Origin of the sequence: Methylocapsa acidiphila B2 (assembly GCF_000427445.1) — a bacterium.
GTDB classification, from domain to species: domain Bacteria; phylum Pseudomonadota; class Alphaproteobacteria; order Rhizobiales; family Beijerinckiaceae; genus Methylocapsa; species Methylocapsa acidiphila.
The window spans coordinates 515240-540921 of record NZ_KE386496.1; the positions used below are offsets into that span (position 1 = coordinate 515240).

Annotated in this window: 26 protein-coding genes and 2 tRNA genes; 10 read left to right on the forward strand and 18 right to left on the reverse strand. The window is 62.1% G+C overall.

Annotated elements, in window-relative coordinates:
• Positions 1 to 21 precede the first annotated feature (21 nt).
• From METAC_RS25075 to METAC_RS0103820, 4 genes are all read right to left on the reverse strand, one after another.
• Positions 22 to 1473, reverse strand: coding sequence for a DUF2235 domain-containing protein (locus METAC_RS25075; RefSeq protein ID WP_051335367.1), 1452 nt, complete (start codon positions 1471 to 1473; stop codon positions 22 to 24).
• 173 nt (positions 1474 to 1646) lie between these two features.
• Complete coding sequence (locus METAC_RS0103810) at positions 1647 to 2456, reverse strand: thymidylate synthase (protein ID WP_026605991.1); 810 nt, start codon at positions 2454 to 2456, stop codon at positions 1647 to 1649.
• Between the two features lie 144 nt (positions 2457 to 2600).
• On the reverse strand, positions 2601 to 2831 hold the full coding sequence (locus METAC_RS25655) for a hypothetical protein (protein WP_156898100.1): 231 nt from the start codon (positions 2829 to 2831) through the stop codon (positions 2601 to 2603).
• A 138-nt stretch (positions 2832 to 2969) separates the two neighbouring features.
• Positions 2970 to 3063 (reverse strand) — tRNA-Ser (locus tag METAC_RS0103820).
• Positions 3064 to 3461: 398 nt separating this feature from the next.
• Here METAC_RS0103820 and METAC_RS0103825 point away from each other — a divergent pair.
• Complete coding sequence (locus METAC_RS0103825) at positions 3462 to 5102, forward strand: porin (RefSeq protein WP_026605993.1); 1641 nt, start codon at positions 3462 to 3464, stop codon at positions 5100 to 5102.
• A 206-nt stretch (positions 5103 to 5308) separates the two neighbouring features.
• Here METAC_RS0103825 and rplI read toward each other — a convergent pair whose 3' ends face one another.
• The 6 genes from rplI to METAC_RS0103860 form a co-directional block, all read right to left on the reverse strand.
• A complete protein-coding gene (gene rplI / locus METAC_RS0103830; RefSeq protein WP_026605994.1) occupies positions 5309 to 5878 on the reverse strand; it encodes a 50S ribosomal protein L9 in 570 nt (189 codons plus the stop codon).
• Between the two features lie 38 nt (positions 5879 to 5916).
• Positions 5917 to 6981, reverse strand: coding sequence for a YybS family protein (locus METAC_RS0103835; protein ID WP_026605995.1), 1065 nt, complete (start codon positions 6979 to 6981; stop codon positions 5917 to 5919).
• A 184-nt stretch (positions 6982 to 7165) separates the two neighbouring features.
• Positions 7166 to 7411 (reverse strand): 30S ribosomal protein S18, encoded by a 246-nt coding sequence (rpsR, locus tag METAC_RS0103840; RefSeq protein ID WP_026605996.1) that lies wholly within the window; start codon positions 7409 to 7411, stop codon positions 7166 to 7168.
• Positions 7411 to 7866 carry a 30S ribosomal protein S6 gene (gene rpsF, locus METAC_RS0103845; protein WP_026605997.1) on the reverse strand — a complete coding sequence of 152 codons (456 nt, stop codon included), beginning with the start codon at positions 7864 to 7866 and terminating at the stop codon, positions 7411 to 7413. The genes rpsR and rpsF overlap by 1 nt, the downstream gene beginning before the upstream one ends.
• Before the next feature lie 265 nt (positions 7867 to 8131).
• Positions 8132 to 8548 (reverse strand): hypothetical protein, encoded by a 417-nt coding sequence (locus METAC_RS0103855; protein ID WP_026605999.1) that lies wholly within the window; start codon positions 8546 to 8548, stop codon positions 8132 to 8134.
• Positions 8549 to 8776: 228 nt separating this feature from the next.
• Positions 8777 to 9568 (reverse strand): outer membrane protein, encoded by a 792-nt coding sequence (locus METAC_RS0103860; RefSeq protein WP_026606000.1) that lies wholly within the window; start codon positions 9566 to 9568, stop codon positions 8777 to 8779.
• A gap of 443 nt (positions 9569 to 10011) precedes the next feature.
• Between METAC_RS0103860 and fabD the strand changes: the two genes are divergently transcribed.
• The 5 genes from fabD (at position 10012) to mltG (ending at position 15565) form a co-directional block, all read left to right on the forward strand.
• Positions 10012 to 10965 (forward strand): ACP S-malonyltransferase, encoded by a 954-nt coding sequence (gene fabD, locus METAC_RS0103865; protein ID WP_026606001.1) that lies wholly within the window; start codon positions 10012 to 10014, stop codon positions 10963 to 10965.
• A gap of 35 nt (positions 10966 to 11000) precedes the next feature.
• The gene (fabG, locus tag METAC_RS0103870; RefSeq protein WP_026606002.1) at positions 11001 to 11738 is read left to right on the forward strand and encodes a 3-oxoacyl-[acyl-carrier-protein] reductase; all 738 of its coding nucleotides are present in this window, start codon (positions 11001 to 11003) and stop codon (positions 11736 to 11738) included.
• Between the two features lie 261 nt (positions 11739 to 11999).
• Positions 12000 to 12239, forward strand: coding sequence for an acyl carrier protein (locus METAC_RS0103875; RefSeq protein WP_026606003.1), 240 nt, complete (start codon positions 12000 to 12002; stop codon positions 12237 to 12239).
• Between the two features lie 120 nt (positions 12240 to 12359).
• Entirely contained in the window at positions 12360 to 13622 is a 1263-nt protein-coding gene (fabF, locus tag METAC_RS0103880; RefSeq protein WP_026606004.1) for a beta-ketoacyl-ACP synthase II, read from the forward strand.
• Positions 13623 to 13780: 158 nt separating this feature from the next.
• On the forward strand, positions 13781 to 15565 hold the full coding sequence (gene mltG, locus METAC_RS0103885) for an endolytic transglycosylase MltG (protein ID WP_026606005.1): 1785 nt from the start codon (positions 13781 to 13783) through the stop codon (positions 15563 to 15565).
• Positions 15566 to 15574: 9 nt separating this feature from the next.
• Here mltG and rimO read toward each other — a convergent pair whose 3' ends face one another.
• The 4 genes from rimO to METAC_RS0103915 form a co-directional block, all read right to left on the reverse strand.
• Positions 15575 to 16936, reverse strand: coding sequence for a 30S ribosomal protein S12 methylthiotransferase RimO (gene rimO / locus METAC_RS0103890; protein ID WP_051335369.1), 1362 nt, complete (start codon positions 16934 to 16936; stop codon positions 15575 to 15577).
• Positions 16937 to 17072: 136 nt separating this feature from the next.
• On the reverse strand, positions 17073 to 17879 hold the full coding sequence (locus tag METAC_RS0103895; protein ID WP_026606007.1) for an outer membrane protein: 807 nt from the start codon (positions 17877 to 17879) through the stop codon (positions 17073 to 17075).
• 219 nt (positions 17880 to 18098) lie between these two features.
• Positions 18099 to 18950 (reverse strand): outer membrane protein, encoded by an 852-nt coding sequence (locus METAC_RS0103905; RefSeq protein ID WP_026606008.1) that lies wholly within the window; start codon positions 18948 to 18950, stop codon positions 18099 to 18101.
• A 535-nt stretch (positions 18951 to 19485) separates the two neighbouring features.
• The gene (locus tag METAC_RS0103915) at positions 19486 to 20211 is read right to left on the reverse strand and encodes an outer membrane protein (RefSeq protein ID WP_026606009.1); all 726 of its coding nucleotides are present in this window, start codon (positions 20209 to 20211) and stop codon (positions 19486 to 19488) included.
• A gap of 517 nt (positions 20212 to 20728) precedes the next feature.
• Between METAC_RS0103915 and METAC_RS0103925 the strand changes: the two genes are divergently transcribed.
• Positions 20729 to 20818: transfer RNA gene (locus METAC_RS0103925), tRNA-Ser, on the forward strand.
• Positions 20819 to 20835: 17 nt separating this feature from the next.
• Here the strand turns inward: METAC_RS0103925 and METAC_RS0103930 are convergent.
• From METAC_RS0103930 to METAC_RS22245, 4 genes are all read right to left on the reverse strand, one after another.
• On the reverse strand, positions 20836 to 21105 hold the full coding sequence (locus METAC_RS0103930; RefSeq protein WP_026606010.1) for a hypothetical protein: 270 nt from the start codon (positions 21103 to 21105) through the stop codon (positions 20836 to 20838).
• 45 nt (positions 21106 to 21150) lie between these two features.
• Positions 21151 to 21891, reverse strand: a complete 741-nt coding sequence (locus tag METAC_RS0103935) for a L,D-transpeptidase (protein WP_026606011.1) — start codon at positions 21889 to 21891, stop codon at positions 21151 to 21153.
• 695 nt (positions 21892 to 22586) lie between these two features.
• Positions 22587 to 23120 carry an RNA 2',3'-cyclic phosphodiesterase gene (gene thpR / locus METAC_RS0103945; RefSeq protein WP_026606012.1) on the reverse strand — a complete coding sequence of 178 codons (534 nt, stop codon included), beginning with the start codon at positions 23118 to 23120 and terminating at the stop codon, positions 22587 to 22589.
• A gap of 125 nt (positions 23121 to 23245) precedes the next feature.
• Complete coding sequence (locus METAC_RS22245) at positions 23246 to 23887, reverse strand: arylesterase (RefSeq protein WP_425338903.1); 642 nt, start codon at positions 23885 to 23887, stop codon at positions 23246 to 23248.
• Positions 23888 to 23985: 98 nt separating this feature from the next.
• Between METAC_RS22245 and METAC_RS0103955 the strand changes: the two genes are divergently transcribed.
• The 3 genes from METAC_RS0103955 to METAC_RS0103965 all read left to right on the forward strand — a co-directional run bounded on the left by METAC_RS0103955 (position 23986) and on the right by METAC_RS0103965 (position 25680).
• Positions 23986 to 24699, forward strand: coding sequence for an ABC transporter ATP-binding protein (locus METAC_RS0103955; RefSeq protein ID WP_156898101.1), 714 nt, complete (start codon positions 23986 to 23988; stop codon positions 24697 to 24699).
• 88 nt (positions 24700 to 24787) lie between these two features.
• On the forward strand, positions 24788 to 25222 hold the full coding sequence (locus tag METAC_RS0103960; protein WP_036255258.1) for a YeeE/YedE family protein: 435 nt from the start codon (positions 24788 to 24790) through the stop codon (positions 25220 to 25222).
• Positions 25219 to 25680 (forward strand): YeeE/YedE family protein, encoded by a 462-nt coding sequence (locus METAC_RS0103965; RefSeq protein WP_026606015.1) that lies wholly within the window; start codon positions 25219 to 25221, stop codon positions 25678 to 25680. The genes METAC_RS0103960 and METAC_RS0103965 overlap by 4 nt, the downstream gene beginning before the upstream one ends.
• Positions 25681 to 25682 lie beyond the last annotated feature (2 nt).

Below are 25682 nucleotides of genomic sequence, written 5' to 3' on the forward strand. Positions count from 1 at the left end.
TTCGGGCATTCTCATATGGGTTCAATTCGGACGCCGTCGGATGAAGGTCGAGCATCCTTTCTCGAAATCCGTCTTGATGCGCTCGCGCCCCAACAAAAGAGCGGCGACCTTGGATCTTCCGTCGTCATGCGTCGGATCGAGGCTTTCTCCGTCCCAATCGACGACTCGCACGTCCCTGGGTTGGCGCAACGGCGATCCGGGGACGGCGTAGGTCGCGCCAATATAGGGAAGTGTGACTTTCAGGCTTTGCGGCGCATAGCTGTTTTGCCGCCCGCTGACGGGGACTGGCTCTCCGTAGCGCTCGAGCGCGGAAATATGCACCATTTCGCCGAGAGGTTCGGCGTGCCGGTCGTGGCCGACGAAATTGTCACGGCTCCAATAGGGAATATGCCGCATCCAGAAGGTCGCCTGTCCGGCGTAATTATTGATTGATCTATGCACGAACGGCCGGACGCAATAGGTCAATGATCGAGAATTATGTTGGTCCGCCGTCGCCCAGCTTGGATCGGGGCCTTCCCAGACATGGGGATCATCGAGCTTGACCGGAAAATCAGGATAATGGGCGCGAACCCGCCGGAGCATCCAGTCCAGGGTTATGTCGTCCAACGCTTTCTTTCGCAGCCAGCCCTCTTGGGTGAAGGTCCGGCGTTCCTGCTCGGGAATATAACCGCCGCCGACATCGGCATGGGCGCCGGCGAACCAGACTTGCTCCACCGTCATCTCGCGGCTGAAGGCCTGGAATTTTGGCTTGCGCCAGGGCGTCGCCTCGAACGGCTCCCGATGCTCGTCGATCGCCAAGGCGTGCAAGTTGCATTTCGTGATCGAACCCAAGTCGACGTTGTGAAATCCATAGGCTTCGCGATTGCGCAGCCTGAACTGGGGGAGTGGAACGCCGAGCGCGCCGACCGTGTCGAAAACGCCGACGCAGCTGATCGCGAAAGCTTCACGGGGATGCACATGCTCGGTCAAGCCGTCAAAGACCGAGGGGAGTCGGTCGTTGGGTTTTGTGTGGTAGAAGTCCCACACGCGCGCCTCGAGCTCGGGATTGCAGGAGGCTCGCTTGAGAAGCCCGGAGCAGGCGATGAGGCCGACCAGCGAGCGCGCGGTATAGGCTCCGCGAGAAAATCCGAAAATGAAAATCTGGTCGCCGGGCGCATAATACCAGGACAGAAATTTGTAGGCCCGCCGCACATTGTCGCCGAGACCGCCGCCGAAAGCGCCGCCAAAAACCCTATCGACGAGCGCGCCGGTTCCGACCCCTCGCTCGTAGAAGATGATGCGCTGCCGATTATCCTCGCTATATTCGCGGCTGCCGGCGAAATGTTTTGCGCCTGTCGCCAGACGATCCGGCTCGAGGCTCTTGTTGATCAGCTCCCTCAGCCGAACGATATTCGTGTCGTAAGGTCCGATGTCGGCGTCGTTCCAGGTGCCGTCCAACAGCAAAATCAATTGTTTCGAATCGCTTGAAGCCATCGCCGCACGTCCCCCGACAAGGCGTTGAAACAGGGATCGCCCTGCGGCGCGCCGCTTTGTCCCCAGAGGGAACGCAAAATTGCGCCGCCGCCGCTCCTCGCGCCTTGCAGGCGCTTGAGCCCCCGTAAAAAGCTAACGAATCACAATGTCTCTACGTGAGAATTTTCATCATATCACACCGCGATCGGCGCTTCGATGCGCGGATGCGGATCGTAATTCTCGAGCGCAATGTCTTCGTAGCGGAAATCCAAAATCGAACGCACCGCGCCGTTTAGAGCAAGTCGGGGCAGGGGACGGGGGTCACGCGAGAGCTGGAGGCGGGCCTGGTCCAGATGGTTCAGATAGAGATGGGCGTCGCCGAATGTGTGGATGAATTCGCCGGGCTCGAGCCCGCAGACATGGGCGATCATCCTGGTCAGAAGCGCATAGCTCGCAATGTTGAAGGGCACGCCGAGAAACGCATCGGCGGAGCGCTGATAGAGCTGGCAGGAGAGCCGCCGCGCGCCGTCAGGCGCCTCCGCGACGTGAAACTGGAACAGGCAATGGCAGGGCGCGAGCGCCATGGCCGGGAGATCCGCCGGGTTCCAGGCCGAGACAACCAGCCGGCGCGAGAAGGGATTGCGCCGGATTTCCGCGACGACGTCTGAGAGTTGATCGATGGTCCGCCCGTCGGGCGCTTGCCACGAGCGCCATTGCTTGCCGTAGATCGGGCCAAGATTGCCTTCCGCATCGGCCCATTCGTCCCAGATGCCGACGCTATGCGCCTTCAGATAGGCGATATTGGTGTCGCCCCGCAGGAACCAGAGCAATTCATGGACAATCGACGTCCAATGCAGCTTCTTGGTGGTGACGAGAGGAAAGCCGTGGGACAGGTCGAAACGGATCTGATGCCCGAAAATGGAGAGCGTTCCGGTGCCGGTGCGGTCGGCCTTTGCGTCGCCTTCGGTCAGGATCTTGGCGAGAAGGTCGAGATAGGGGCGCATGGAGACCTCGCCTGAGCGGGATGAGAGCTGTATGTCGCGCCATTTTTGGCCCGCCTGTCGCTTCTTGGCGACGGGAATTGACCGCAATATCCAATCGACATAGACGAAGCCGGAGGCGCAATCGCGACGTCTTGGGCTGCCACTTTAAGCTGAGCCGTTGGGTCGGAAACAAAGCGACAGAATGGCTCGAAGGTCGGCGCATTCGGCGCGCAGCCGATCGCGGTCTTTGATCAGGGCGGCGTTCGCGTCGCGTAAGACGGCGACCTCAGCGTTGAGCTTGTCCAACTCCTCAAGCTCATCGAGAAGAGGCCGCGCCTTGTCTGGAGCGATCATTTTGACCGGCCAATCTACGTAATTTTGTTCAATAATCTTCATCTGATAGTATTTGTGACAGATCGATGCAAGACTTTGCAATTGATCGCAGCAAGATCTCTCATGAGATTCATGGACGAAATGCGAATCGCGCAGCGTGCAGAAAATTGACAAAATGAGAACGAAAATTCCGCTGAGGGATGGCGGAGACGGAGGGATTCGAACCCTCGATAGGGCTTTACAACCCTATAACGGTTTAGCAAACCGCCGCCTTCAGCCTCTCGGCCACGTCTCCGAATCCGCCGGCGCCGACGAGTCGGCTGCAGGTCGGCGACGAGATATGCCCGAGTGGACGGGCGAAGGCAAGGGCGCTCTCCTCCTCTCTCAAGCACGCCCTTGCGCAAGCGTGGCGCTAAAGACACAACGGGCGACGGAAAGGCACTAAGCTCCTAAAAGTCGTTTTACATAGCGCGACCCGAAGCTAATGTGGCGTTGCGAACGGGGGCCAACCCGATCGTGTAGTTGGATCGGACGAGCTGAGCGGCGCGGGGCGCCTGGCGTTCGTTCGATCCGATCGAGAGGGGGGACGGCATGCTTGGCCGCCTTGATCGCTGCAGCGGGCATCTCGCCTGAGCGGCTTTGGAGACGACAAGCAAGCCGGTCCCGATCGGGTTTTTGCAACGGAGAATTGACATGAAGCTCTTCAAGGGTTTGCTCCTGGGATCGGCTGCGGCCCTCACGAGCGTGGTCGCAGCCCAAGCGGCGGACCTTCCCGCCAACAAGTCTGCCCCTATCGAATATGTTCGCGTCTGCGACGCTTACGGCGCGGGGTTCTTCTATATTCCGGGCACCGAGACCTGCTTGCGGGTAGGTGGCTTGGTTGCGGCGGAAACACGGGCCTTCAACCCGAGCTATAGCATTTCGGGCACGAGCTTTTACGCGAACGGATCGGCGCCTACGCATGCCCTCTCGGGTGGAGCGACCGCGGGCTACGGCTATATCCCGAGCGCCAGCCAATACTCCAATCAACGTTCACGCGACGCCTACTCCTTCAACGCCCTGGGCCGCGTCGAACTCGACGCGCGAACCAAATCGGATTGGGGCACGGTCCGGACCTTTCTGCGCGTCGACTCCTATTATGGCTCTGGCGGCAATTCCGCGACGGGCGCGCTGAACGGCCTAGGCCAAGGCGTGATCAATACGACCGCTGGAACGACCGTCCAACGTGAGACGACGATCGTCAACAAGGCCTTCATCCAATTTGCCGGGTTGACCGCTGGTCGCGCGCAATCGATGTTCGACTTCTACGCCGACGCTTATAACTATGACAGCTTGCGCGGCTCCAACGCGACCGTCTCTATGCTGGCCTACACGGCGACCTTCGGCGGCGGCTTCTCGGCGACCCTTTCGGTTGAGGATCAGCCTTCACGGCGCGCGAATGTCGGCAGCACATTCGCTGGCCCCCTTAATGCCGCGGGCACAGCAGCGACGGCTGTCACGGTCGGCGGCATCACTGCAACGAGCTTCCAGGCGCAGCCGGCCGGTTCCCGGATCCCTGAAATCGTCGGAAACGTTCGCTTCGATCAGCCTTGGGGCGCCGTTCAGCTCTCTGCCGCCGCCCATCAGGTCGCCGCGAGCCTTTGGGGATCGGGGTCTCTCGCTACCTCTGCGACGAGCTACGCTTACCCGGCTTTGACGACCAATTCCTACGGGTTTGCGGTTCAGGCCGGCGTCCAACTGAACATGGATTATCTCTCTCCAGGCGACAAACTCTGGCTGCAGGCAGCCTATGAAAGAGGCGCGTTCGGCTATATCGCCGGCAATAACCTCGGCTATAACTACGGCAATGGCGTCAACGCCAACCGCTATGCCGGCTCTGGGTTCACGCCCATGGATTATTCCTACGGCTGGAACCCCAATCCTGGTTCGGATTGCGTGTTCACGGGATATGGTCCTTATGCCGTTGGAGGCGGCAGCTGCCAGCTCACCTCGGGCTGGGACGTCACGGGCGCCTACAAGCATTACTGGCTCCCGACATTGGCCTCCGCGGTCTATGGCTCCTACATGGTTTACAATAATCCGCAGAACGCCCTCAACGGCTTTGGCGGCGCTGTCGGCGCGGCCAATATGAAAGAAGGGCGGGTCGGCACCAATCTCGTCTGGACGCCGCTCAAGGGCTTCGATATCGGCACGGAGTTCATGTACGTTCATCTGACGCAGTCGCGGCCCGTCGGTCTCGCCAGCGACACCCAGCTCATCAACGCCGGCTTGCCCGCGTTCAAGGCGAACAGCAACGAATATGAAGGCCGCCTCCGCATTCAGCGCGCCTTCTGATAATTGGCTCTATAAAAGGCTTCATCGATCTGGCCCGGCGTGAAAGCGCCGGGCCTTTTCCTTATGCGGTCCGAGCCGCGTGGCGTCGTGCAGCGAGCAAAAAAAAGCGGAAGGCCGCTTTATTGCGCGCCTTCCGCTTTACTTGCCTGGGTTTGGACCGGCGGCCGCTGCGGGACCCCGGAGTTATTTGATTCCTTTGCGCGTTCCTACCGGTCGCCGAGGCTCCCGCCGGCGTCGGCGAGCGCGGCGCCGACCTCGAGGCCGAGATCATCCATTGTCGTCTCCTCGACGACATTGACTTCCTCGCCCTTCGCCTGCCGTTCGGCTTCGGCCTCGGACCGCGCCACGTTGATCGTGACGTCGGCGCTGATTTCCGGGTGCAACTGGACCGGAATCGCATGAAGTCCGATTGTCTTGATCGGGGTCCTCAGGATGATTTGAGTCCGGTTCGCGCTGAAGCCGCCGGCCGTGATGGCGTCGGCGATGTCGCGGGTCGAGACCGAGCCGTAAAGATGGCCGGTCTCTCCGGCCTGGCGGATGACGACGAAGGTCTGGCCATTGAGCTTCTCAGCGATCGCCGCGGCTTCGTTCTTGGTTTCCAGATTGCGCGTCTCGAGCTGCGCGCGCTGGCTCTCGAAGCGGTTCTTATTCGCTTCGGTCGCGCGCAAGGCTTTGCCGCCAGGAAGGAGGAAATTGCGGGCGTAGCCATCCCGCACGCGGACCGTGTCGCCCATCTGGCCGAGCTTGGCGATGCGTTCGAGCAAAATTACTTCCATTATATCGCGTCCTTCATATTGATTGAACGAGGTGATTCTCAGAGTTTGCGCGCGACGGCTTTGTCCCTACGCTCGCGCAGGGAAAAGGCGGCCTCGGCGAGCCCAACCAGGCAGAACACTAGGAGCGGCCAGGGCATCAGGGTGAATAGGCCGAAATAGACGATGATGAGCACAGGCTTGCGGAACCGCCCTCCATGCGTCAGATCGTGAATGACCGAGAGCCCCTGCAGCGCGAAGGCCATCCCGAGCGCAGTCGCGACAATGGCGCTGATGAGGCCCGGAAGACGGGTGAGGAAATAGGCCGCGACGAGCGCGGCGGCGAAGACGAGGGCGTAGATTCGCGGCAGCTGAAGCTCGCGGGCGATGTTTGGCCATGGCCGTGGCAGCCGACCCGACACCTGGACGACTCGCCCAGCCAACCACAGATTCGCCAGCAGCATCACAAGGGTCGATGCGGCCATCATCGGCGCCATCGCGAGCGCCACCCATCTCGCGACGGCGTGAATATCGAGCTTGCCGGCGAGCATGGGCTGGTTGGCGGTCAGGCTCTCGAGGATCGGCGTCGCTTCCTTGATGGCGCCGTCGAGCGCGGCCTCAAATCCGCCGGCGCGAAAGCTCGCATAAAAGGCTGCGCCAACGGCGAGCGTCGCGGAGATTGCGATCGCATATGTAAAAATGCGCTCGAGGGGGCAATATTCCCGCGAGAAGGTTCGGCTAGCCGCTGAGGCGATGCTCCAAGGAAGGTTTCCCTTCGCTCGGCTCAAGGAGGCGAGATAGCTGAGCCAGAGGGCAGGGAGGCCCAAGCTGAGGAGGAATGTCAATGCTGCGAGGCCGGCGTCGTCGAGGTTGCTCGACCATTCATGCGGGCGTTGAGCCGCCGCGAGCAGAAAGACGATCAGGGGCGCAGCGGCCGTGGCGCCGATGCCGGCGACCCGGCCAAATCCGAGCATGGCGATCATGATCGGAAGAGGCGCGAGATAGGCCAAGGCGATGGCCAGCCAAGTTCCTTGGCCGACGAGGCTGAACAAGAGAGCCCCGGCCGCGCCGGCCCCGACCGCGACGGCGTGAGATGTGCCGAATGTAAAAAAGCGTTTTTTGATCATGCTCTGCTGTCCCGCTGACGGCGGTTAGGGGCGGGTCGGACTTTATCGGCTCCGCCCGTCCCAGCAATTCCGTACGGCCCGGCCGACGGTCGCTGGATATTCTACTTCTACACAAATGGAAGCCGGGCGACGATCGCGCCCGGCCCGTTCAAACTGTCAATGATCCGACCGGCGCCAAGCGCGTTCAGCGAATCACATAAGGCAGAAGCCCGAGGAAGCGGGCGCGCTTGATCGCCTTAGCGAGCTCGCGCTGCTTCTTGGCCGAAACCGCGGTGATGCGCGACGGCACGATTTTACCGCGTTCAGAAATGTAGCGCGACAGAAGGCGGGTGTCCTTGTAATCGATTTTCGGCGCGTTCGGAGCCGAAAAGGGGCAGGTTTTCCGCCGGCGGAAGAAGGGGCGGCGGGGAGCCGCTGCGGTGGTCGACATCAGAAAGTTCCCTCCTCGCTCGAGGCCGCCTCATCGCGCGGCCGGCGCGGGCCGCGGTCGCCGCGATCCCCACGGTCCGGACGGGGGCCTCTGCGGTCGCCGCGGTCAGGACGGTCGCCGCGATCATCGTCGTCGCGCTTGCGCATCATGACCGACGGTCCCGATTCGTGCGCCTCGACGCGGATGGTCATAAAGCGGATGATGTCCTCGTTGAGGCCGAGCTGACGCTCGAGCTCAGCGAGCGCCGCTGCAGGGCCGTCGATATTGAGAAGCGTGAAATGCGCCTTGCGGTTCTTCTTGATCCGATAGGCGAGGGACTTGACGCCCCAATATTCCGCTTTCTCGATCTTGCCGCCCAAGGACTCGATCACGGATTTGCATTGCTCGGTCAGGGCTTCCACCTGCTGGGCGGAAATATCCTGACGCGCGAGATAAATATGCTCATAAAGAGCCATTGCGCCTGCCTTTCTTACAGAGCGCGGCGTCGGCGCAAAGCCCTTCGAGCCTCGGACAGGCTCGATCAGACTGCGAAGGCGGAGACACAGGAAAGTGGATCAGCGCGATCCGTCCCGATGGAGTCGGGTTTCCGTTCAGCCCCCGGCCGAAGCCGCGAAGGGCGCTTTATACCCCGAATCAGCATGGAAGCAAGGCGCGCGGCCGCAGCGCTTCGAATTATCTCTAAATCTCGGTTTTGCGGCGAAAGATAGCGATGCGCAGGCCTCAAATACACGGCCCCCATTCGCCATTTGCGCGAATGCGCCAAGCCTTGAGACCTGCCTTGGCGACGACGATTCGCCCGGCCTTGGCCATGGCGACGAGATGCTTGAAGACGATCGGCGTGCGCCAGGCCAGGGGCTTCGCCGGATCGCAGACCGCCCGGTATTCGTCGCTGTCAGGATCCTCCATCAGGATCGCGCCGACACGGTCCGGCCGCAGTTGGACGCTCATGCCTCGGTCGCTTTTCCACAGGCATTCATAGTCGCGGCAGACGTCTGGTCGAGTCGCGTAGACGCCGCAGCCGCCGCTTTTCTGGCAATGCGCGCACCAAGCTCCGGCGGGCTTCGCAAATTCGGTGATTTCCAGCGCCTTGCAGCAAAAACTGCATGCGCCGCAGTCCTTTCCGGGAATGGCCAACATCGACGTCTCGCCTTGGGACCGGTTCGGATCAGGCCCAGCCTTGATGGTTTCGGATTGGATCGATCCGAAACCATCTCACTCGATTCGTAAAGTAGGAAGGCGCTTCCGTTGGGTGAAAGGCGCATGTATCCGGCGGCGCCCAGAAAGTCGCCGCGGCCTAAGAATGAAGAAGGGCGGATCGGGTGTCCGATCCGCCCTTGCGCTAGGCAGGATATTTTGAAAAGGCGTTCAATATTTGGCGACGATGGGCGCGGGCGGCGCGCCGAACTTATAGGTCAAGCCGATGCGGCCGGTGTGCAGATTCTCAGACACCGTGTGGCCCGGGAAGTAGCCCGTGTAAGCGCCGTAATTGAGGGAGTCGTAGTAGCTCTTGGTGCCCCAATTGTAGTAGCGATATTCGGCGCGCGCCGTCCAATTATCGGCGAAGGCGTATTCGACGCCGGCGCCGACGTCCCATCCATAGAGGTTCGAGCCATAGCTCCGGTCGGAGGCGAAAGCGACGGCCGAAGAGATCGGGTAGCTGATCGAATTGCGCGCGTCGGCATAGGCGAAGCCGCCGATGGCGTAGAGAAGCACGCGGTCCAAGGCGACGCCGACGCGGGCGTCGACCGAGCCGAACTGGCGGATCGCGCTGGTCGTCGTGTTGAGCGGATAGGCGATGGCGTTGCCGCTGATCCCGGCGAAATTATACTCGGCCTGCAGGCCGACCACGAACATGCCGGCTTGGATGTTGTAGCCGAAATTCAGGCCGCCGAACGGGCCGCTTTGATTGAAGCCGTAATTGGCGGAGTACGGAATAGCGTCGGGGTAGGTGAGCCCGTTATAGACGTCGAACCCGCTATGGCCGACGCCGCCGCCGACCTGCAAGGTCACGTAGCCGCCCGTCCAGGAAAAGACCGGCGGAGGCGGCAACGGCGCAGCAACGCGCGAAGGCAGGTCGGCCGCGAGCGCCGCGGTTCCCGCTGTGAGCAAAAGTCCGGCAAGCGAGCCGAACAGCCGCCGCGTGAATGCGTGTTTCATGTTGCCTCTCCCCGTCATTGTTTGGGTTTCTCTGTCGAGATCACGTTATTTCCTCATAACCATTAGCACTGGGTCGCGACGGGACAAGCTGAACTTCGCGAAAATGGCGCGCATCGCCTATGTAGAGCCAACTATTCTGACGGATGTTGCATTTTTGCGCCACGATGATGGCTTGCGACGGCGCGACAGGGGCCTCCCTGTTTCGACATCGAGCGAGCCGCAAACTAATGGCTCGGCTAGCGGCGCGGCCGCGAGGCCGAGGGGAGCGACGACTTTGGAAATCCCCATATAATGTGGGGCGATGCGCGCATTTTTGTCGCGGCCAGCGAGGATACCCGCGTCGGGCCTATGTCATCGTGAATGATTTATGGCGGCAGCCGCTTGACTTGCGTTGCCCGCAATGCGAGTCGCACTTGCTGAAAAAAGCGACAAAGCGGGATGGGATGTTCAAGGCTTTTATCTTTCCAGGGCAGGGGTCTCAATCCGTCGGCATGGGCAAGGCCTTGGCCGATTCGTTTCCCTCGGCGCGCGATGTTTTCGCCGAGGTCGATGATGCGCTGGGACAGAATCTTTCCGCGCTTATCTTTGAAGGCCCGCTGGACGAACTCACCCTGACCGCCAATGCTCAGCCAGCGCTGATGGCCGTGAGCCTCGCCGCCGTTCGCGTCCTCGAGGCCGAGGCGGGCTTGGATCTGGCGCGCGACGCGGGTTTTGTCGCTGGCCATTCTCTCGGCGAATATTCCGCTCTCGCGGCCGCCGGCTCGCTGACGATCGCTTCGACGGCGCGGTTGCTCAGACTGCGTGGCGAGGCCATGCAGGCGGCCGTGCCAGTCGGAGCGGGCGCCATGGCTGCGCTGCTCGGGATCGAATGCGAAGTGGGCGACGCGATCGCCCACGAGGCGGCCGAAGCCGCCGGGGCGGGTGAAATTTGCCAGGTCGCCAATGATAATGGTGGCGGCCAGGTCGTCGTCTCCGGAACGCGCGCCGCAGTCAATTGCGCGATCGAGATCGCGAAGGCGAAAGGCGCCCGCCGCTCCGTTCTCTTGCCGGTGTCGGCTCCTTTTCATTGCGCTCTGATGCAGCCGGCCGCAGCGGCTATGGCGGCGGCGTTGGCCGAGACCGAGATAGCGCCGCCCTGCGTCCCTCTCGTCGCCAATGTTCTCGCCGAGCCTGTGACCGCATCGGAGGACATTCGCCGCCTTCTCGTGGCGCAAGTAACGGGCGCGGTGCGCTGGCGCGAGAGCCTAGCCTATATGGCGTCGCATGGAATCGAGCTTTTCGTGGAATGCGGCGCCGGCAAGGTCCTCTCCGGCCTGGTCAAGCGGATCGCTGAGACGGCGCGGGCGCTTCCGGTAGGCGCGCCCGCGGATATCGATCTCTACAAAGCCCAGGCCTAAGGCGCGTCGGGCAAGATTTGGAGTCTCCTCAAGACATGTTCGACCTATCCGGCAAGACCGCTCTCGTGACGGGGGCGAGCGGCGGCCTCGGCCAAGCCATCGCTCGGGCGCTGCATCAGCGCGGCGCCGCCGTCGGCCTATCCGGCACGCGCGTCGAGGCGCTTGAGAAGCTCGCCCATGAACTTGGCGCGAAGGCTTTTGTTTTGCCTTGCGACCTCTCTGATAAATCAGCTGTCGAAGCGCTGGTTCCGGCCGCGGAGGCCGCGTTGGGCGGAGTCGATATTCTCGTCAACAACGCCGGCGTGACGCGCGACAATCTCTTCATGCGCATGAAGGATGAAGAGTGGGATACGGTCATCAACGTGAATTTGACCGCAATTTTTCGACTGTCGCGGGCTTGCCTCAAAGGAATGTTGCGCAAGCGCTACGGCCGCATCATCGGGATCAGCTCTGTCGTCGGCGTGACCGGCAATGCGGGGCAGGGCAATTATGCGGCCTCGAAGGCCGGCATGATCGGAATGAGCAAGAGCCTCGCCGCCGAAGTCGCGAGCCGCAACGTGACGGTCAATTGCATCGCGCCCGGCTTCATCGAAAGCCCGATGACCGATGTCCTGAACGACAAGCAGAAGACCGCAATCCTCGCCCAGGTCCCGATGGGACGCCTCGGAACCGGCGACGAGGTCGCGGCGGCGGTTGTCTATCTGGCGAGCTCCGAGGCTGCCTACGTGACCGGCCAGACGCTCCATGTCAACGGAGGAATGGCAATGATTTAAAGGGGTTATGGTGTTTGTTGGGGCGCGTCCCCCGGCTCTCGCCAACGGGAATGAAGTGTGTTACCAACCGTCGTTGAGCAGTCAGGGCGGCAGATTTTTTGGGGGATTAAGCGCTCAGGACTCTGAGCTCCCTCCAAAGCACGGTCCTTCCGGCGCGCGGATTTCGAGATCCGCAGCCGTCTGCGCCGTGATGCAGCCTAACGCCGCGCATCGATGTCGGCCAATGTCGGCAAGTTTAGTGAGGACGAGGATCAAACGACCATGAGCGATGTCGCCGAGCGCGTGAAGAAGATAGTAATTGAGCATCTTGGCGTGGATGCTGAAAAAGTCGTCGACAATGCCAATTTCATCGAGGATCTCGGCGCCGATTCCCTCGACACTGTCGAGCTGGTCATGGCTTTCGAAGAAGAGTTCAGCGTCGAAATTCCCGACGACGCGGCGGAGACCATCGTGACGGTCGGCGACGCCGTTAAATTCCTGGAGAAAGCGACCGCGGCCTAAGGCTCCGGCCGCGCCGGGGATCCTGGCCGGAATTTCTTGAATTTCAATGCGTCCAAGTGGCGGCGGCGGGATCGCGAAAAGCGGTCCCGGCGCGGAGGATTCTTTTGACTAGGGCCTAAAATGAGAAGGGTTGTCGTCACCGGTCTCGGCATGGTCTCGCCGCTCGCCTGCGGGGTCGAGCCCACTTGGAGCCGCTTGATCGCGGGTCGAAGCGCAGCGCGTCTGATCGAGGGGTTCGACACCTCCGACCTCGCATGTAAGGTCGCGATGCAGATCCCGCGCGGCGACGGCTCCGACGGGACCTTCAATCCCGACGATTGGATGGAGCCGAAAGAGCAGCGCAAAGTCGACGACTTCATCATTTACGCCATGGCGGCTGCGACTCAGGCGCTCGCCGACGCTAAATGGAAGCCGGTCTCCTACGAAGACCAGATCAAGACTGGCGTGCTGATCGGTTCTGGAATCGGCGGCCTCGTCGGCATCGCGGAGACCGCGGTGATCTTGAAAGAGAAGGGCGCGCGCCGGGTCTCGCCTTTCTTCATTCCGGGCCGCCTTATCAATCTCGCCGGCGGCTACGTGTCGATCCAGCACGGCCTCAAGGGCCCCAATCATGCGGTCGTGACCGCTTGCTCCACAGGCGCGCATGCAATCGGCGACGCCGCGCGGCTGATCGCGCTCGAAGATGCAGAGGTGATGGTCGCGGGCGGCGCCGAATCGGCGATCAGCCGCATTGGAATCGCCGGATTCTCGGCGTGCAAAGCCTTGTCGACAAATTTCAACGATCGGCCGACGCAGGCCTCGCGTCCTTACGACAAGGATCGAGACGGCTTTGTGATGGGCGAGGGCGCCGGTTGCGTCGTTCTCGAATCCTACGAGCACGCCAAAGCCCGCGGCGCGCAAATCTACGCCGAAATCATCGGCTACGGCATGTCGGGCGACGCCTATCACATCACGGCGCCGGATCCGAGCGGCGACGGCGCCTTCCGAGCGATGACGACGGCGGTCAAGCGCGCCGGGATTTCGCCGTCCGAGATCGACTATATCAATGCGCACGGCACCTCGACGCCGCTCGGCGACGAGATCGAGCTTCAAGCGGTTCAGAGGGTTGTCGGCGACGGGGCGGATACGCTGTCGATGTCGTCCACAAAATCCGCGATCGGGCATTTGCTCGGCGCGGCGGGAGCCGTCGAGGCGATTTTCTCCATTCTGGCGATGAGGGATCACATCGTCCCCCCGACGCTCAATCTCGACAATATTTCCGTCGAGACGAGGATCGATCTGGTCCCGCATCAAGCGCGAAAGCGCAAAGTCGATTGCGTCTTGTCCAATTCCTTTGGGTTTGGCGGCACCAACGCCTGCTTGATTTTCCGCCGGGCGAATTGAGCGGCCTGCAAAAATTGCCATGGGCTAAGTTGATCGGACCAGATTTCGCCATATTTTTCACGCCGGATGCGGACCAAGCCTGGATAGGCTTTGCACTTGAGAGTCGCGCCGCTCCACGAAATCGTCGAACGGCGACGCTGAATTGAGTTGATGGCGGCATGGCTTCTGAATCCGACCACGGCAGCGAGGATAAGCCCGAATCGGGGCGCGCGAACGGGCGTTTTTCTGGCCAGAGGGTGACGCCGCAAAGCCCGAATGAGGCTTTGCAGCCGGAGGCTGCGCCGCCGCCGCCGCCCATACCGCCGAGCCGGCGCCGTCCGGCTCTTTCGGCCCTGAGCGGCTTTCTGACCTTCCTTTTGCTCCTCGCGGTCGCGGCCGTGTTCGGGGTGGTTTGGAGCCAGCAGCGCCTGCGGGAACCAGGGCCGCTCGCGGCTGATAAAGTTCTCTACATCACGCCCGGCGCCGAAGTGGCTGACATTATCGCCGAACTCGACCGAGAAGGGGTGATCGACAGCCCCGTCTCGCTCAATTTGGCGCTTCTGATCGAGGGCAACCGCTCGAAGGTCAAGGCGGGCGAATATTTATTCAAGCAAAGCGCTAGCCTGCGCGACGTGATCGACACTCTGGTCAGCGGCAAGCAGGTGCTGCACGCGATTACGATTCCGGAAGGCCTGACGAGCGAGCAGATCGTCGAAAGGCTTCGCGAGAACGACGTCTTGCTCGGCGAGGTCAAGGATCTTCCCAAGGAAGGCAGCCTTTTGCCCGAAACCTATAAGGTTGCGCGCGGCACGTCGCGATCCGACGTCGTGAAGAAGATGCAGGACGACCAAAAGCGCGTCGTCGATCAGATCTGGGCGCGCCGCGCCGCGGACCTACCGCTGCGTTCGCCTTATGAGCTCGTGATCTTGGCGTCGATCGTCGAGAAGGAGACGGGCAAGGCGGATGAGAGGCCGCGCGTCGCGGGGGTCTTTATCAATCGGCTCCTGAGGAGGATGCGCCTTCAGTCTGATCCGACGATTGTTTACGGCCTCGTCGGAGGCAAAGGGACTCTCGGTCGTGGCATTACCCGAGCGGAGCTGGAGAAGCCGACGCCTTATAACACCTATGCGATCGACGGATTGCCCCAGGGACCAATTGCGAATCCCGGCCGCGCCGCGCTCGACGCCGTCGCCAACCCGTCGCGCACGCAGGAGCTCTATTTCGTGGCGGACGGAACCGGCGGGCATGTTTTCGCCGAAACGCTCGATCAACATGCGCGCAATGTCCAGAAATGGCGCCAGATCGAGAAAGACGCCAAGGACAAGGCGGAAAAGCCTGCTTCGGACATAGATAAATCCACGCCGGCGGTCGTTCCCGCGCCGGCGGGCCGCGGCGATCAGCGTGGCGCGATCGGCGGGGCCTCCGTCTATGGCTCGCTGTCCCGGCCGTCCGAGGCCGCGGCCGCGCCCGGCCTTGGTGCGGCCGCCTCGGCGATCGCGGCTGTCGCTCCTGCGGCGGACGAAAGTCGCTCTCCCGCCGGCCGCGCCGCCAATGGCAAGAAGCAGGCGAAGGGCGGCGGTGAAAAGCATGGCTCGCCGCTCAGCGCGTTCACCATGGGGCCGGGGCTTGAGGAACTCGGCATCACCGTTCGAGGACTCCAGCCTTCCCCAGCTTCGCTCGACGGCCCGATCGGCCCCTCCGAACTTGCGGACGAGCCTCCTGCGCCTGCGGCTCCTCCCGCTCGCCGAATGGCTGAGCAAAGCGCGCGCACGGATCGGGCGGATCCTTCCTGGGCCAATAATGATCAGCTGTTGGAAGTGGATGTCGCGCCGCCTCAGCAAGGGCCGGTCGCGCGGGCCTCGCGTTTCCGCTCGCTCGACGCCTCCGAGGGCAAGCCTTTCGATCCGCTGCTCGATAAGACCTACGATCTGAATTACGCCAAGACCGTGCCGGCGATGAAATAGCCGAGCCCGTCACACCGCCGTGGCGTGAAGGTCATAGGCGTCGCTGCTTTCGATTTTCACGGTTACGATATCGCCGACGCGAAGCGGCCGTCGCGAGGCGATGTGCACTTTGCCGTCGATCTCCGGCGCATCGCCTTTGGTGCGCCCCTCCGCCGATCGCGGGCCTGCGCTATCGACGATGACCGACATGCGCTTGCCGACCTTTTCCCGCAGCCGACGCGCGCTGATAGCTTGGCTCAATTCCATGAATCGGCGATAGCGGCTCTCTTGAATTTGCGGGGGCACCGGCTCGAGGCCGAGTTCATTTGCCGCGGCGCCCGCGACCGGCTCGTATTTGAAGGCGCCGACCCGGTCGAGTTTGGCCTCGGCAAGCCAATCCAGCAAGAACTGATAGTCCTCCTCCGTTTCGCCCGGAAAGCCGAGGATGAAGGTCGAGCGGATGGTCAGGTCGGGGCAGGCCGCGCGCCATTTCCGGACGCGCTCGAGCATTTGCTCATGATCGCCGGGACGCTTCATCGCCCGCAGCACATTCGGGCTCGCGTGCTGAAATGGAATGTCGAGATAAGGCAAAATCTTGCCTTCCGCCATCAACTCTATCGCCGCGTCTAGATGCGGATAGGGATAGAGATAATGGAGCCGCACCCAGACGCCGAGCGCGCCGAGCTCACGGGCGAGCTCGATGAATTTGGCCCGCACAGGTCGCTCGTGAAACAGGCTTTCGCTATATTTCAGATCGAGCCCATAGGCGCCGGTGTCCTGCGCGATGACGAGCAGCTCCTTGGCGCCTGCCGCGACAAGCGCCTCGGCCTCGCGCAAAACCTCGCCGGCCGGCCGCGAGGCGAGATCGCCGCGTAGCTTGGGAATGATGCAGAACGAGCAGCGATTGTTGCAGCCTTCTGAAATCTTCAAATAGGCGTAGTGGCTCGGCGTGAGCTTGACACTTGGTTCTGGCGACGGCTCGATCGTTCGGATCTGAGCCGGCTTGGCCGCCGCATGAACGGCCTCCATGACGGAGTCGAAGTTCTGTGGGCCCGTGATCCAGAACAGGTTCGGAAATTTGGCGCGAATGGCGTCTGGCTCGGCGCCCATGCAGCCGGTGACGATGATCTTGCCATTTTCCGCGGCGGCGGCGCCTATGGCGGCGAGCGATTCCGCCTTAGCGCTGTCGAGAAAGCCGCAGGTGTTCACGATGACTGCGTCGGCGCCGCGATGCGTCCGCGTGAGCTCATAGCCTTCCGCCCTGAGGCGATTCAGGATCTGCTCGCTGTCGACAAGGGCCTTGGGGCAGCCGAGCGACACGAAAGAAATTTTCGGCGCGGGAGCAGGTTCATCCTGCGAGGGGGCGCCGGCTTGATGTATATCGCTGATCATGCGGTTGCTTGGCACGCGCGCCTGCTCCTTGCAAGCGGGGGCGCTATGTCCAGTGGCGGCTGCGAGGCTTTTCTTCGGGCTCTCGGCTGGAAAAGCAAAAACCCGGCTTGAAGCCGGGTTCTCGCTTGCTATTCGCTCAATATTTGGCGACGACGGGCGCGGGCGGCGCCGGCGGATCGAACTTGTAGCTGAACCCGACCTGCACGCGGTTTTCCGTCGGGTGATGCGTGACGGAGGTTCCGGCGGAGTAGACCGGGATATTGGCGAAGTTCGGATAGAGCGTGTAATGTCCGAAATCGCTGTAGCGATATTCGGCCCGCACCGACCAATTATTGGTGACCGCATATTCCAGCCCGCCGCCGACCGTCCAGCCGGTGCGGCCGGTCGAAATGCTCGCCGCATAGGGAGAGCCGAACACATTAGCGCTGTGGTCGTTCTCGAAATCGGCGAAAGCGACGCCGCCAGTTCCATAAAGCAGGACACGGTCGAAGGCGACGCCGACGCGTCCGCGAATCGAGCCCTGGATCGTTTGGCGCTCGGTCGCGCTGGCCCAGAATGGGTAGCCTCCAACCGAGTAAGTGCGGCTCAGGCTCGAGCCGTCCACATCGCCCTCGAGGCCGAGAACCCACATGCCGAATTGTTGATTATAGCCGATATGGGCGCCGCCGATCACGCCGCCCGGATTAGACGAAAAGGAAAATGCCTGAGGGTAAATGAACTCCGCGCTGTCGATGCCGAAATCGCTGGCGTAGGCGCCCGGAAAATTGAGGCGCGAGGGATCATTGGCCCAGACATAGCCGATCTGCGCACCGATATAGATTCCGGTCCAGGTGAAGGGCGGCGGGGGCGCAACGATCGGCGCGCGCGACGGGAGATCCGCCGCGGCGGCCGAATGGCCGAGCGCGATGGCTCCGACCGAAGCAAGAAGAAGTCGGCGCAGCATGGGAACCTCCCTCAAATAAATTGATCTGGAAGTAGACTACGCGGATTCTTCGGACGGACAACAAAAGTCGTCGCCGGATAGGACCAGAGGATATGCAATCGGGACCTGTGTGACCGTGGAGCAACGAAGCGTGATCGCGCGGCGCGCACATAAAAAACCCGGCCATTTCTGGCCGGGCTTTCTTTCGTTTCTCGCGAAGCGCAAGCGCGCGCGAAAGACTCAGTATTTGGCGACAACCGGCGCCGGGGCGTAGCTGTCGAACTTGTAGCTGAAGCCGACCTGGACCCGGTTCTCGCTCACGTGGCGCTGGATCCACGTATTGCCGTAGACGCTAGACGGGAACACGAAGGAATTGACCAAATTGGTCTGGTAGCGGCCGAAATCGGTGTAGCGATATTCGGCGCGGACCGACCAATTGTTGGTGACGGCATATTCGAGGCCGCCGCCGACCGTCCAGCCCACCCGGGTGCTGGAGAGGCTGTCGCGGCCGCTATAGTTATACGCGGAGTAGATGGTGCCGTTCGCCGCCCAGCCATAGGCCGAGTTCACGTTTCCGCTAAATCCGCCGAAGGCGACGCCGCCTGTTCCGTAGAGCAGGACGCGGTCCCAGGCGACGCCGACGCGGCCGCGGATCGAGCCCTGAATGCCGAGATTCGTGGTCACGTTGGCGCCGATGGCGGAGTTGTAATAGGGCGACCAGCCCGACACGTTGACGGTCTTGCTGAGGCTCGAGCCGTCGACGTCGCCTTCGAGGCCGAGAACCCACTGGCCCAACTGGAGGTTGTAGCCGACATGGGCGCCGCCGATGACGCCATTATTGTTCAGGTTACGGTTGCTGAAGCCGCTGAAGATGTAGTCTCCAGCCGCATCGCCGTAGTTGCCGTTCCAGCTGACGTTATTGTTCGTCCAGGCATAGCCGATCTGGCCGCCGATATAGACGCCGGTCCAGGTGAAGATCGGAACCGGGGGAACATAGACCGGCGGCGGAGCGCGCGAGGGGAGATCGGCCGCAACGGCCGATCCGGCCAGCGCAACGGCGCCGACCGAAGCGAGGAGGAGTTTACGGATCATAGTGCTGTCTCCTTTTGGAGGGTTGGAAGCATCTGCAAATTACCCTGATTGAGTCCACCTACAATGAATAACAGGGCGAATTAGGGGCCGGCGATGCGCAATTTGGAGCGGTGTGGCTTAGCTGCAACGAACTCCCATAGGGAGTCTCCGAAAGCCGCGCTTTCCTGAAGGAAAATCGCGCGCGATCTTTAAATTTTTCGTGAATTAATGCGTTTTAGTCGCCAGTTCGTGGCGCGGCCGGGTCAGGGGCGCTCGGATTCGGCAAGGCCGGAGCGACGACTCGATGACGGCGCCCTGCCTCGCGCAAAGAATCTGAAGGCGCTGCGACATATTCGTCCTATTTTCGGCCAAAACAGGTGGGAGCGCCCGCCGGCTAAACGATCGCAAGATCATGCGGGCTGGCTCCGCCCGAGCCGGGCGGATGATAGCGGAGCGACTGCAGGCGGGGCAGGGCCTGTCATGGCGTTTTATGCCATGACGCCATGGGCGCCGATGTTCGGCGTCCATGACGGAGATTTGGAGCTGGATGCGCTATTCAATATCTCGCGACGGCGGGCGCCGCGCCGAAGGCGTCGAACTTATAGCTGAATCCGGCTCGCACCGCATTGTTGGTTTCGTGATGCTGAACGGAGGTCAAAGGCGCTGAGCCGAATGTGTTGTTCGTGAATGTTCCAAAATCCGAATAGCGATATTCAGCGCGAACTGACCAATTGTTCGTGACCGCATATTCGAGGCCGCCGCCGACCGTCCAGCCCGCGCGCCCATTGTCGATGGAATCATATCCGACATAGGTCGAATAGGTATTTGTGAAGCTGGCGAAGGCGACGCCTGCGGTCCCGTAGAATAAGACGCGATCCATGGCGAAGCCAACGCGGCCGCGGATCGAGCCGTCGATTGGCGCCTTTGTGCCATAGGTGAAGACGCCGGCGCTATAGGTCTTGTTATAGCCCGACCCCTCTATGTCTCCTTCCAATCCGAGCACGATCTGGCTGAGCTGCAAATTGTAGCCGGCATGCGCGCCGCCGACGACGCCGCTGGGGCCGAAGCTGTGGCTTCCATAGGAGCCATAAACGCCAAAGACGTTGTAATTGTCCGAGCCCCAAGCGTAGCCGATCTGTCCGCCGATATAGAGGCCGGTCCAGGTGAAGATCGGGACGGGCGGCGCATAGGCCGGCGGCGCCTCGCGATAGGGAAGGTCGGCCGCAAGGGCCGATCCGGCGACGAGGAGAGCGGTCGTCGACAGGAGTAACCGACGGATCATTGTGTGGTCCCTTTCATAGCCTTCATATCGTCTGGACGCTCCATCGGCGCCGAGCGTGAGGGCAAAGCCGCGGCGCTTCATGCGCGAGATTGGGTCCGACTCAGAGCATCTGGCCTCCATCTGCAGTTCTTGCAGGCGTTTCCGCTTCGTCAGAAGCGCGCAGGTCGAGAGGCGTACGGAGCAACAATCGGAATTGCTCAAGGGAACATGCTGAAAAAACCTTACTAAAATGTCTCGAAAGGTCCTTAGCGAAGCGCGTTAAAATTGAAGTTCAGCGTCAAATTTCTTAATTCGTGTAGCGGAAAGATGGCGGGCAAGCGTGGAAACTTGGCGAGCGCGGCCATATTTGGCCGGCGGCGAAGTGGCTTGGACCTAAATTTCCTTTGGCAGGAAGTCACTGCGCCTTGATAAGATTTGGCTGGCGGCGCGGTTTCCGTTAAAACGCCCCCATTCCATGACCGTCGGGGGCTGCATCCGCAGCGCATGCCGGGAATTTGATCGAGACCGCGTTTTGAATGGAAGGGTGGCCGAGTGGTTTAAGGCAGCGGTCTTGAAAACCGCCGTGGGTGTGAGCCCACCGTGGGTTCGAATCCCACCCCTTCCGCCAATGCGGCCGATTTTTCACTATGGCCGCCCCGCCTCTGAACAGCCCGGCGGGTTCGGCGAAAACCTATCCACGCAGGGGATGGCGAAGCCGATGTTGCCATCGGCGACGTATTTCGGCTCGGCAGTGTGATCATCGAAGTCAGGTAGGCGCGGCAAGCCAGTCGGACGGTCAATGACCGCAATGGCGTCGCCTACATGGTGCTGCTTGTTCAGAAAAGCGAGCAGACTGGCACGTATTACCGCGCCTTGGAAGAAGGCGCGGCCGCGTCCGGCGATGACCAGAATCACAGCCGTCCAGAGATGACGCGCCCGACGATCGAGCGCCAGTAGGATTTAGGCGTGAGCGACCTTGGCCGGCTCGCTTCCGGGATAGGAAAGCACCACGACCCGCGCGCCGACGGACGTCTTTTGATAAAGATCCATCACGTCCTGATTGACCATGCGGATGCAGCCGGAGGAGAAGCTTTGCCCAATGGTCCATGGCTCATTGGTGCCGTGGATGCGAAACAACGTATCCCTGTTCCCTTGCCACAGATACATCGCGCGGGCGCCGAGCGGATTTTCCGGGCCGCCATGCATGCCGGTCCCGCTTTGCAACTCGGCCATATGTTTCAGGAGATCCGGCTGACGCTCGAACATTTCCTTCGGCGGATACCAGTCCGGCCATTCCTGCTTGCTCTTGATCATCGCCTCGCCCGACCAGCCGAAGCCCTCGCGTCCGACGCCCACGCCATAGCGCGTCGCGCGTCCGCCCGATTCGACATGGTAGAGAAGATGATCGCCGGTATCGACCACGATCGTGCCTGGCGCTTCCTTGGTCGCATAGGCGACGCTCGTGCGTAGGAACGCCTGATTGACCTGCCCGTATTGGAAAGCCGGGATGGCGTAGGCGCCGTCTCTGACCTCCGCATAGATCGCATTGTAATTCGGCGTCACTGCGTCCACCGCTGGCGCGACTGAAACCGCGGCGGCGGTGACGGCGGGGTTAGGGTCTGTGCTTACGCATCCTGCGAGGCATGCGGCGGCGGACGCGGAGGCTCCGGCGACCATGGTGCGACGGTTGAGTAAAATCATAATGAGACCCAATCGAAAATGGGTTGGCGTAGTTTTGAATTTGTAAAGCGCAATTTCAGCCGGCGATATGACCTTTATGCCACGCTCGCGGGTTTTCTTTGGCCTTGCTCAGGCTAAGTTTGGACGGTTTTGAGTCCAAAGGGGGCTTCTCGCTGGCCGTTTCGCGGTCGCAGAAGGAGCTAAATCTTCATATGCCGCGCGCGACCCGTCGCCGCGCTGTCTGGGCGTTTATCAGCACGCGCCGAACCATTGGCTCAATAGTGGAAAAAGAATTGTAATAGATCACCTGTCGAGAGCCGCCTTATAGAGTTCGAGGCCGAGCGCACTGCTGCTTGTTTCAAGAACTCGGGTCAATACTGCAGGATCGTCACGTTCCGTTGGAGGGAAATCCTTGCCGCAGCCTATGATGCGCGAAACGGTAGCATACGTCGGCTCGCGCTTCTCGCTGGTCGCTCCGTCCCGCATTTCCACAGGCTGATCATGGGGCCGAACAGCCCGACCGCAATCCGGACGCGCGCGATGAATTCGATCTTCATTGAAGTGCGCAAATGTAGGTGAGACGTCGCCCACAGGGGCGCGCGTCCTGACGGCTCGCGCCAGACGTACGGAAAGCGGATGGTCCGGCTAGGAAGCGCAGCTTCGCCGCTGGCCACAGTCCAATGGCTTTGTCTGATCGACAGAGATTGCCTCGCGCTTCACCCGAGCGGATAGGCCGCCTCGACGACATAGGGTCCGCCGCCAGTTGAGGCCCGCGACGAGAATAAGACAAATCGCCGGGCTTCAAACTGTCGGGACAGAAAATAGCCCCGCGCGGATAAATATTCTGCGACCGAGCCGGCTGAGGCCGCGCGCAGGCGCGCCAGGGTGACATGCGGCGTGAACTTGCGCGGCTCTGGCGGCACGCCGATGCGCCTCAGGAGCCGCTCATGTTGCGCCTGGAGTTCGACCAAGGCGGAGGCGGGCTTCGCCTTGGCGACGATCGCGCGCGGCTTGGCGCCGCCGAACGTGCTGAGCTCCTCCAGCGTCACGGTGAAAGGCCGGCGGCGGATCTGCTCTAGCGATGAATGAATTTCATCGGCGGTGGCGTCGTTTATGTCGCCGATGAAGCGCAAGGTCAGATGATAGTTTTCGACGTCGATCCAGCGGGCGCCGGACAGGCCCCCGCGCATCATGGAGAGGTCGATGGCGAGATCGGAGGGGATCTCGAGGCCCGTGAACAAACGGGGCATAATCCCTCCTCTTGCGAGTTCGACCGTCGCGAGCGGAGGCGCGGGGCCGGGCGGATCGCGCCGCCGAAAACCCTTTAGCAGATTCGCGCGCGCCGGAAAATCTCGCCGTCGCTCCGGTCGGAAACTTATCGCGTCGTGGCCGCCTTCTGGCCGAGCCGGTCCAACAAGGCGCGGACGCTCGGCAGAATTCCCGCCACGATGCGCTCGACTCCCGCTTTGTTCGGGTGGACGCCGTCCTTGAGGGTCAGGCTCGGGTCGCCCATCACGCCGTCCAGAAAGAACGGATAGAGCAGGGCGTCATATTTTTCCGCGAGCTGCGGGAAGATCGGGTCGAAGCGTTCCTTGAACTCCTTGCCGAGGCTCGGCGTGGCCTTCATGCCCGCGATCAAGACCGGTATTTTTCGTGTTCTAAGTTCTTGCAGAATGGCGTCGAGAGCGCCGCGCGCGACCTCGGGATCGAGGCCCCGCAGCATGTCGTTCGCGCCGAGCTCCAAGATCACGGCGTCAGCGCCGTCGGCGAGGCTCCACCCGACGCGGGCTAGTCCGTCGGAGGCGGTGTCGCCCGAGACGCCGGCGTTCGTGACGTCGACGTGATAGCCTTCCTTGCGCAGCGCCGCCTCGAGAACTGCCGGGAAGGCCTCCTCCGCCGGCAAATTATAGCCCGCGGACAGGCTGTCGCCAAAGGCGACGAGCTTGACCGCGCCGCCGTCCTCCGCCGCGCGCGCCGGCGAAGACAGGAGGGCCGCCGCGAGCAGCGCCGCCGCCAATATTTGGAGACGAGCGCCAAAGGTCCCATATAGGGCTGGCTCCGACCGCGTTTTCGGAGGCGTCGGCCGGCGTCGGCGAAATCGAGGACTCATTGGGAATGGCATTGCTGGACGAACCCGCGGTTGAACTCGAAAATGTGCATTTGAGCCTGGGACGCGGCCCCGCCCGCGTTCATGTCCTGAACGGAATATCCTTGAGCGTCGCTCGCGGCGAAACGGTCGGCCTGGTCGGGCCGTCCGGGTCGGGAAAATCCACCTTGCTCATGGTCATGGCCGGGCTCGAGCAGCCCGACGCCGGAAGCGTGAAGATCGACGGGGCGCGGCTCGATGGTCTCGGCGAAGATGCGCTTGCGCGGTTCCGCGGCGCCAAGATCGGCATCGTCTTCCAATCGTTTCATCTCATCCCGACGATGACGGCGCTGGAGAATGTGGCGATTCCGCTCGAGCTTTCTGGCGTCGCGGACGCGTCCCCACGCGCGATGCGGGAGCTCGAGGCGGTCGGGCTCAAGGATAGGCGCGCCCATTATCCCGCGCAACTCTCGGGCGGCGAGCAGCAGCGCGTCGCGCTCGCGCGGGCCTTGGCGCCCAATCCTTCCATTCTCGTCGCCGATGAGCCGACCGGCAATCTCGACGAATCGACAGGGGAGAAGATCATCGAGCTGATGTTCGCGCTGAAGCGAGATCGCGGCGCGACTTTGATCCTCGTGACCCATGATCTCACGCTCTCGGCGAGATGCGACCGCGAAGTCAGGCTGCGCTCCGGCCGCATCGAAGCGCCGGCCAATGTGCTTTGGCCCAAGCTCAGAGCCTGACCATGGCCTGCGCGATTCCTCATGCGCTTGCCGGCGAGCGGGTTTTTCGCCACAGACTATTTTGTTGAGTGGAGTATTGGGACCATCGATGGCTAGCTTCATATCGCCAATCTATCTTCAATCCTTGGCTGGCGGCGCGTTGATCGGACTCGCGAGCGCTCTTTACCTGCTTCTCGATGGCCGCATCGCCGGCGTGAGCGGGATTGTGAGCGACGCCCTCCGTGTCGGCGCATCGGGCCAGACGCGCGGTCTCGCGTTCGTCGTCGGCCTCGTGCTCGGCCCGGTGCTTTATCGCCTCGCATTCGGCGCTTGGCCTCCGGTTCATCTGGGCGCCCCATTATGGTTGATAGGAGCGGCGGGCCTTCTCGTCGGCGTCGGGACGCGGCTCGGATCGGGCTGCACCAGCGGGCATGGCGTCTGCGGGCTTGCGCGCCTTTCGCCGAGATCCATGGTCGCGGTCGCGACTTTCCTGGCCGCCGGCGTCGTCACGGTCGCGACAATGAACGCTTTGAGGATTCCATGACGTCAAAGGCTCAGACGGCTGCGGCGCTCGGCGCCGGCGCAATCTTCGGCTTCGGCTTGGCCCTGTCCGGCATGCTCGACCCGGCGCGGGTGCGCGGCTTTCTCGACATTGGCGGCGCCTTCGATCCGAGCCTCGCCTTCGTGCTCGTCGGCGCCGTGACGGTCTCGAGCCTCGGCTATCTCGTCTCGCGCCGGTTGCAGCACCCGGCCCTCGTCGGCTCGTTTCATCTGCCGACGAAAACCGTCGTCGATCGGCGGCTCGTGCTCGGCTCGGCCATTTTCGGCGTCGGCTGGGGCGCTGCCGGCTTCTGCCCTGGACCGGCGGTGGCGGCTCTCTCGCTCGGCCTCGCGCCGGTCTTCCTGTTCGCCGCGATGATGTGTCTCGGCGTCCTCATTCATGATCATTGGCCGGAGCTTCGCCGGCTGGGCGCCCAACGCGGAGCGGACGCGCAAACCTGATC

Bases quoted from the DNA above. Each gene is read 5' to 3' on its own strand.
- METAC_RS0103810 (WP_026605991.1), bottom strand. From the start codon at position 2,456: ATGCGCCCCTATCTCGACCTTCTCGCCAAGATCCTGACCGAAGGCGAC.
- rplI (WP_026605994.1), bottom strand. From the start codon at position 5,878: ATGGAAGTAATTTTGCTCGAACGCATCGCCAAGCTCGGCCAGATGGGC.
- METAC_RS0103960 (WP_036255258.1), top strand. From the start codon at position 24,788: ATGGCTAGCTTCATATCGCCAATCTATCTTCAATCCTTGGCTGGCGGC.
- rpsR (WP_026605996.1), bottom strand. From the start codon at position 7,411: ATGTCGACCACCGCAGCGGCTCCCCGCCGCCCCTTCTTCCGCCGGCGG.
- fabG (WP_026606002.1), top strand. From the start codon at position 11,001: ATGTTCGACCTATCCGGCAAGACCGCTCTCGTGACGGGGGCGAGCGGC.
- fabF (WP_026606004.1), top strand. From the start codon at position 12,360: ATGAGAAGGGTTGTCGTCACCGGTCTCGGCATGGTCTCGCCGCTCGCC.
- METAC_RS25655 (WP_156898100.1), bottom strand. From the start codon at position 2,831: ATGAAGATTATTGAACAAAATTACGTAGATTGGCCGGTCAAAATGATC.
- METAC_RS25075 (WP_051335367.1), bottom strand. From the start codon at position 1,473: ATGGCTTCAAGCGATTCGAAACAATTGATTTTGCTGTTGGACGGCACC.
- rpsF (WP_026605997.1), bottom strand. From the start codon at position 7,866: ATGGCTCTTTATGAGCATATTTATCTCGCGCGTCAGGATATTTCCGCC.
- METAC_RS0103855 (WP_026605999.1), bottom strand. From the start codon at position 8,548: ATGTTGGCCATTCCCGGAAAGGACTGCGGCGCATGCAGTTTTTGCTGC.
- METAC_RS0103875 (WP_026606003.1), top strand. From the start codon at position 12,000: ATGAGCGATGTCGCCGAGCGCGTGAAGAAGATAGTAATTGAGCATCTT.
- mltG (WP_026606005.1), top strand. From the start codon at position 13,781: ATGGCTTCTGAATCCGACCACGGCAGCGAGGATAAGCCCGAATCGGGG.
- METAC_RS0103860 (WP_026606000.1), bottom strand. From the start codon at position 9,568: ATGAAACACGCATTCACGCGGCGGCTGTTCGGCTCGCTTGCCGGACTT.
- rimO (WP_051335369.1), bottom strand. From the start codon at position 16,936: ATGATCAGCGATATACATCAAGCCGGCGCCCCCTCGCAGGATGAACCT.
- METAC_RS0103935 (WP_026606011.1), bottom strand. From the start codon at position 21,891: ATGATTTTACTCAACCGTCGCACCATGGTCGCCGGAGCCTCCGCGTCC.
- METAC_RS0103835 (WP_026605995.1), bottom strand. From the start codon at position 6,981: ATGATCAAAAAACGCTTTTTTACATTCGGCACATCTCACGCCGTCGCG.
- METAC_RS0103915 (WP_026606009.1), bottom strand. From the start codon at position 20,211: ATGATCCGTCGGTTACTCCTGTCGACGACCGCTCTCCTCGTCGCCGGA.
- METAC_RS0103955 (WP_156898101.1), top strand. From the start codon at position 23,986: ATGGCATTGCTGGACGAACCCGCGGTTGAACTCGAAAATGTGCATTTG.
- METAC_RS0103895 (WP_026606007.1), bottom strand. From the start codon at position 17,879: ATGCTGCGCCGACTTCTTCTTGCTTCGGTCGGAGCCATCGCGCTCGGC.
- fabD (WP_026606001.1), top strand. From the start codon at position 10,012: ATGTTCAAGGCTTTTATCTTTCCAGGGCAGGGGTCTCAATCCGTCGGC.
- METAC_RS0103905 (WP_026606008.1), bottom strand. From the start codon at position 18,950: ATGATCCGTAAACTCCTCCTCGCTTCGGTCGGCGCCGTTGCGCTGGCC.
- thpR (WP_026606012.1), bottom strand. From the start codon at position 23,120: ATGCCCCGTTTGTTCACGGGCCTCGAGATCCCCTCCGATCTCGCCATC.
- METAC_RS0103965 (WP_026606015.1), top strand. From the start codon at position 25,219: ATGACGTCAAAGGCTCAGACGGCTGCGGCGCTCGGCGCCGGCGCAATC.
- METAC_RS0103825 (WP_026605993.1), top strand. From the start codon at position 3,462: ATGAAGCTCTTCAAGGGTTTGCTCCTGGGATCGGCTGCGGCCCTCACG.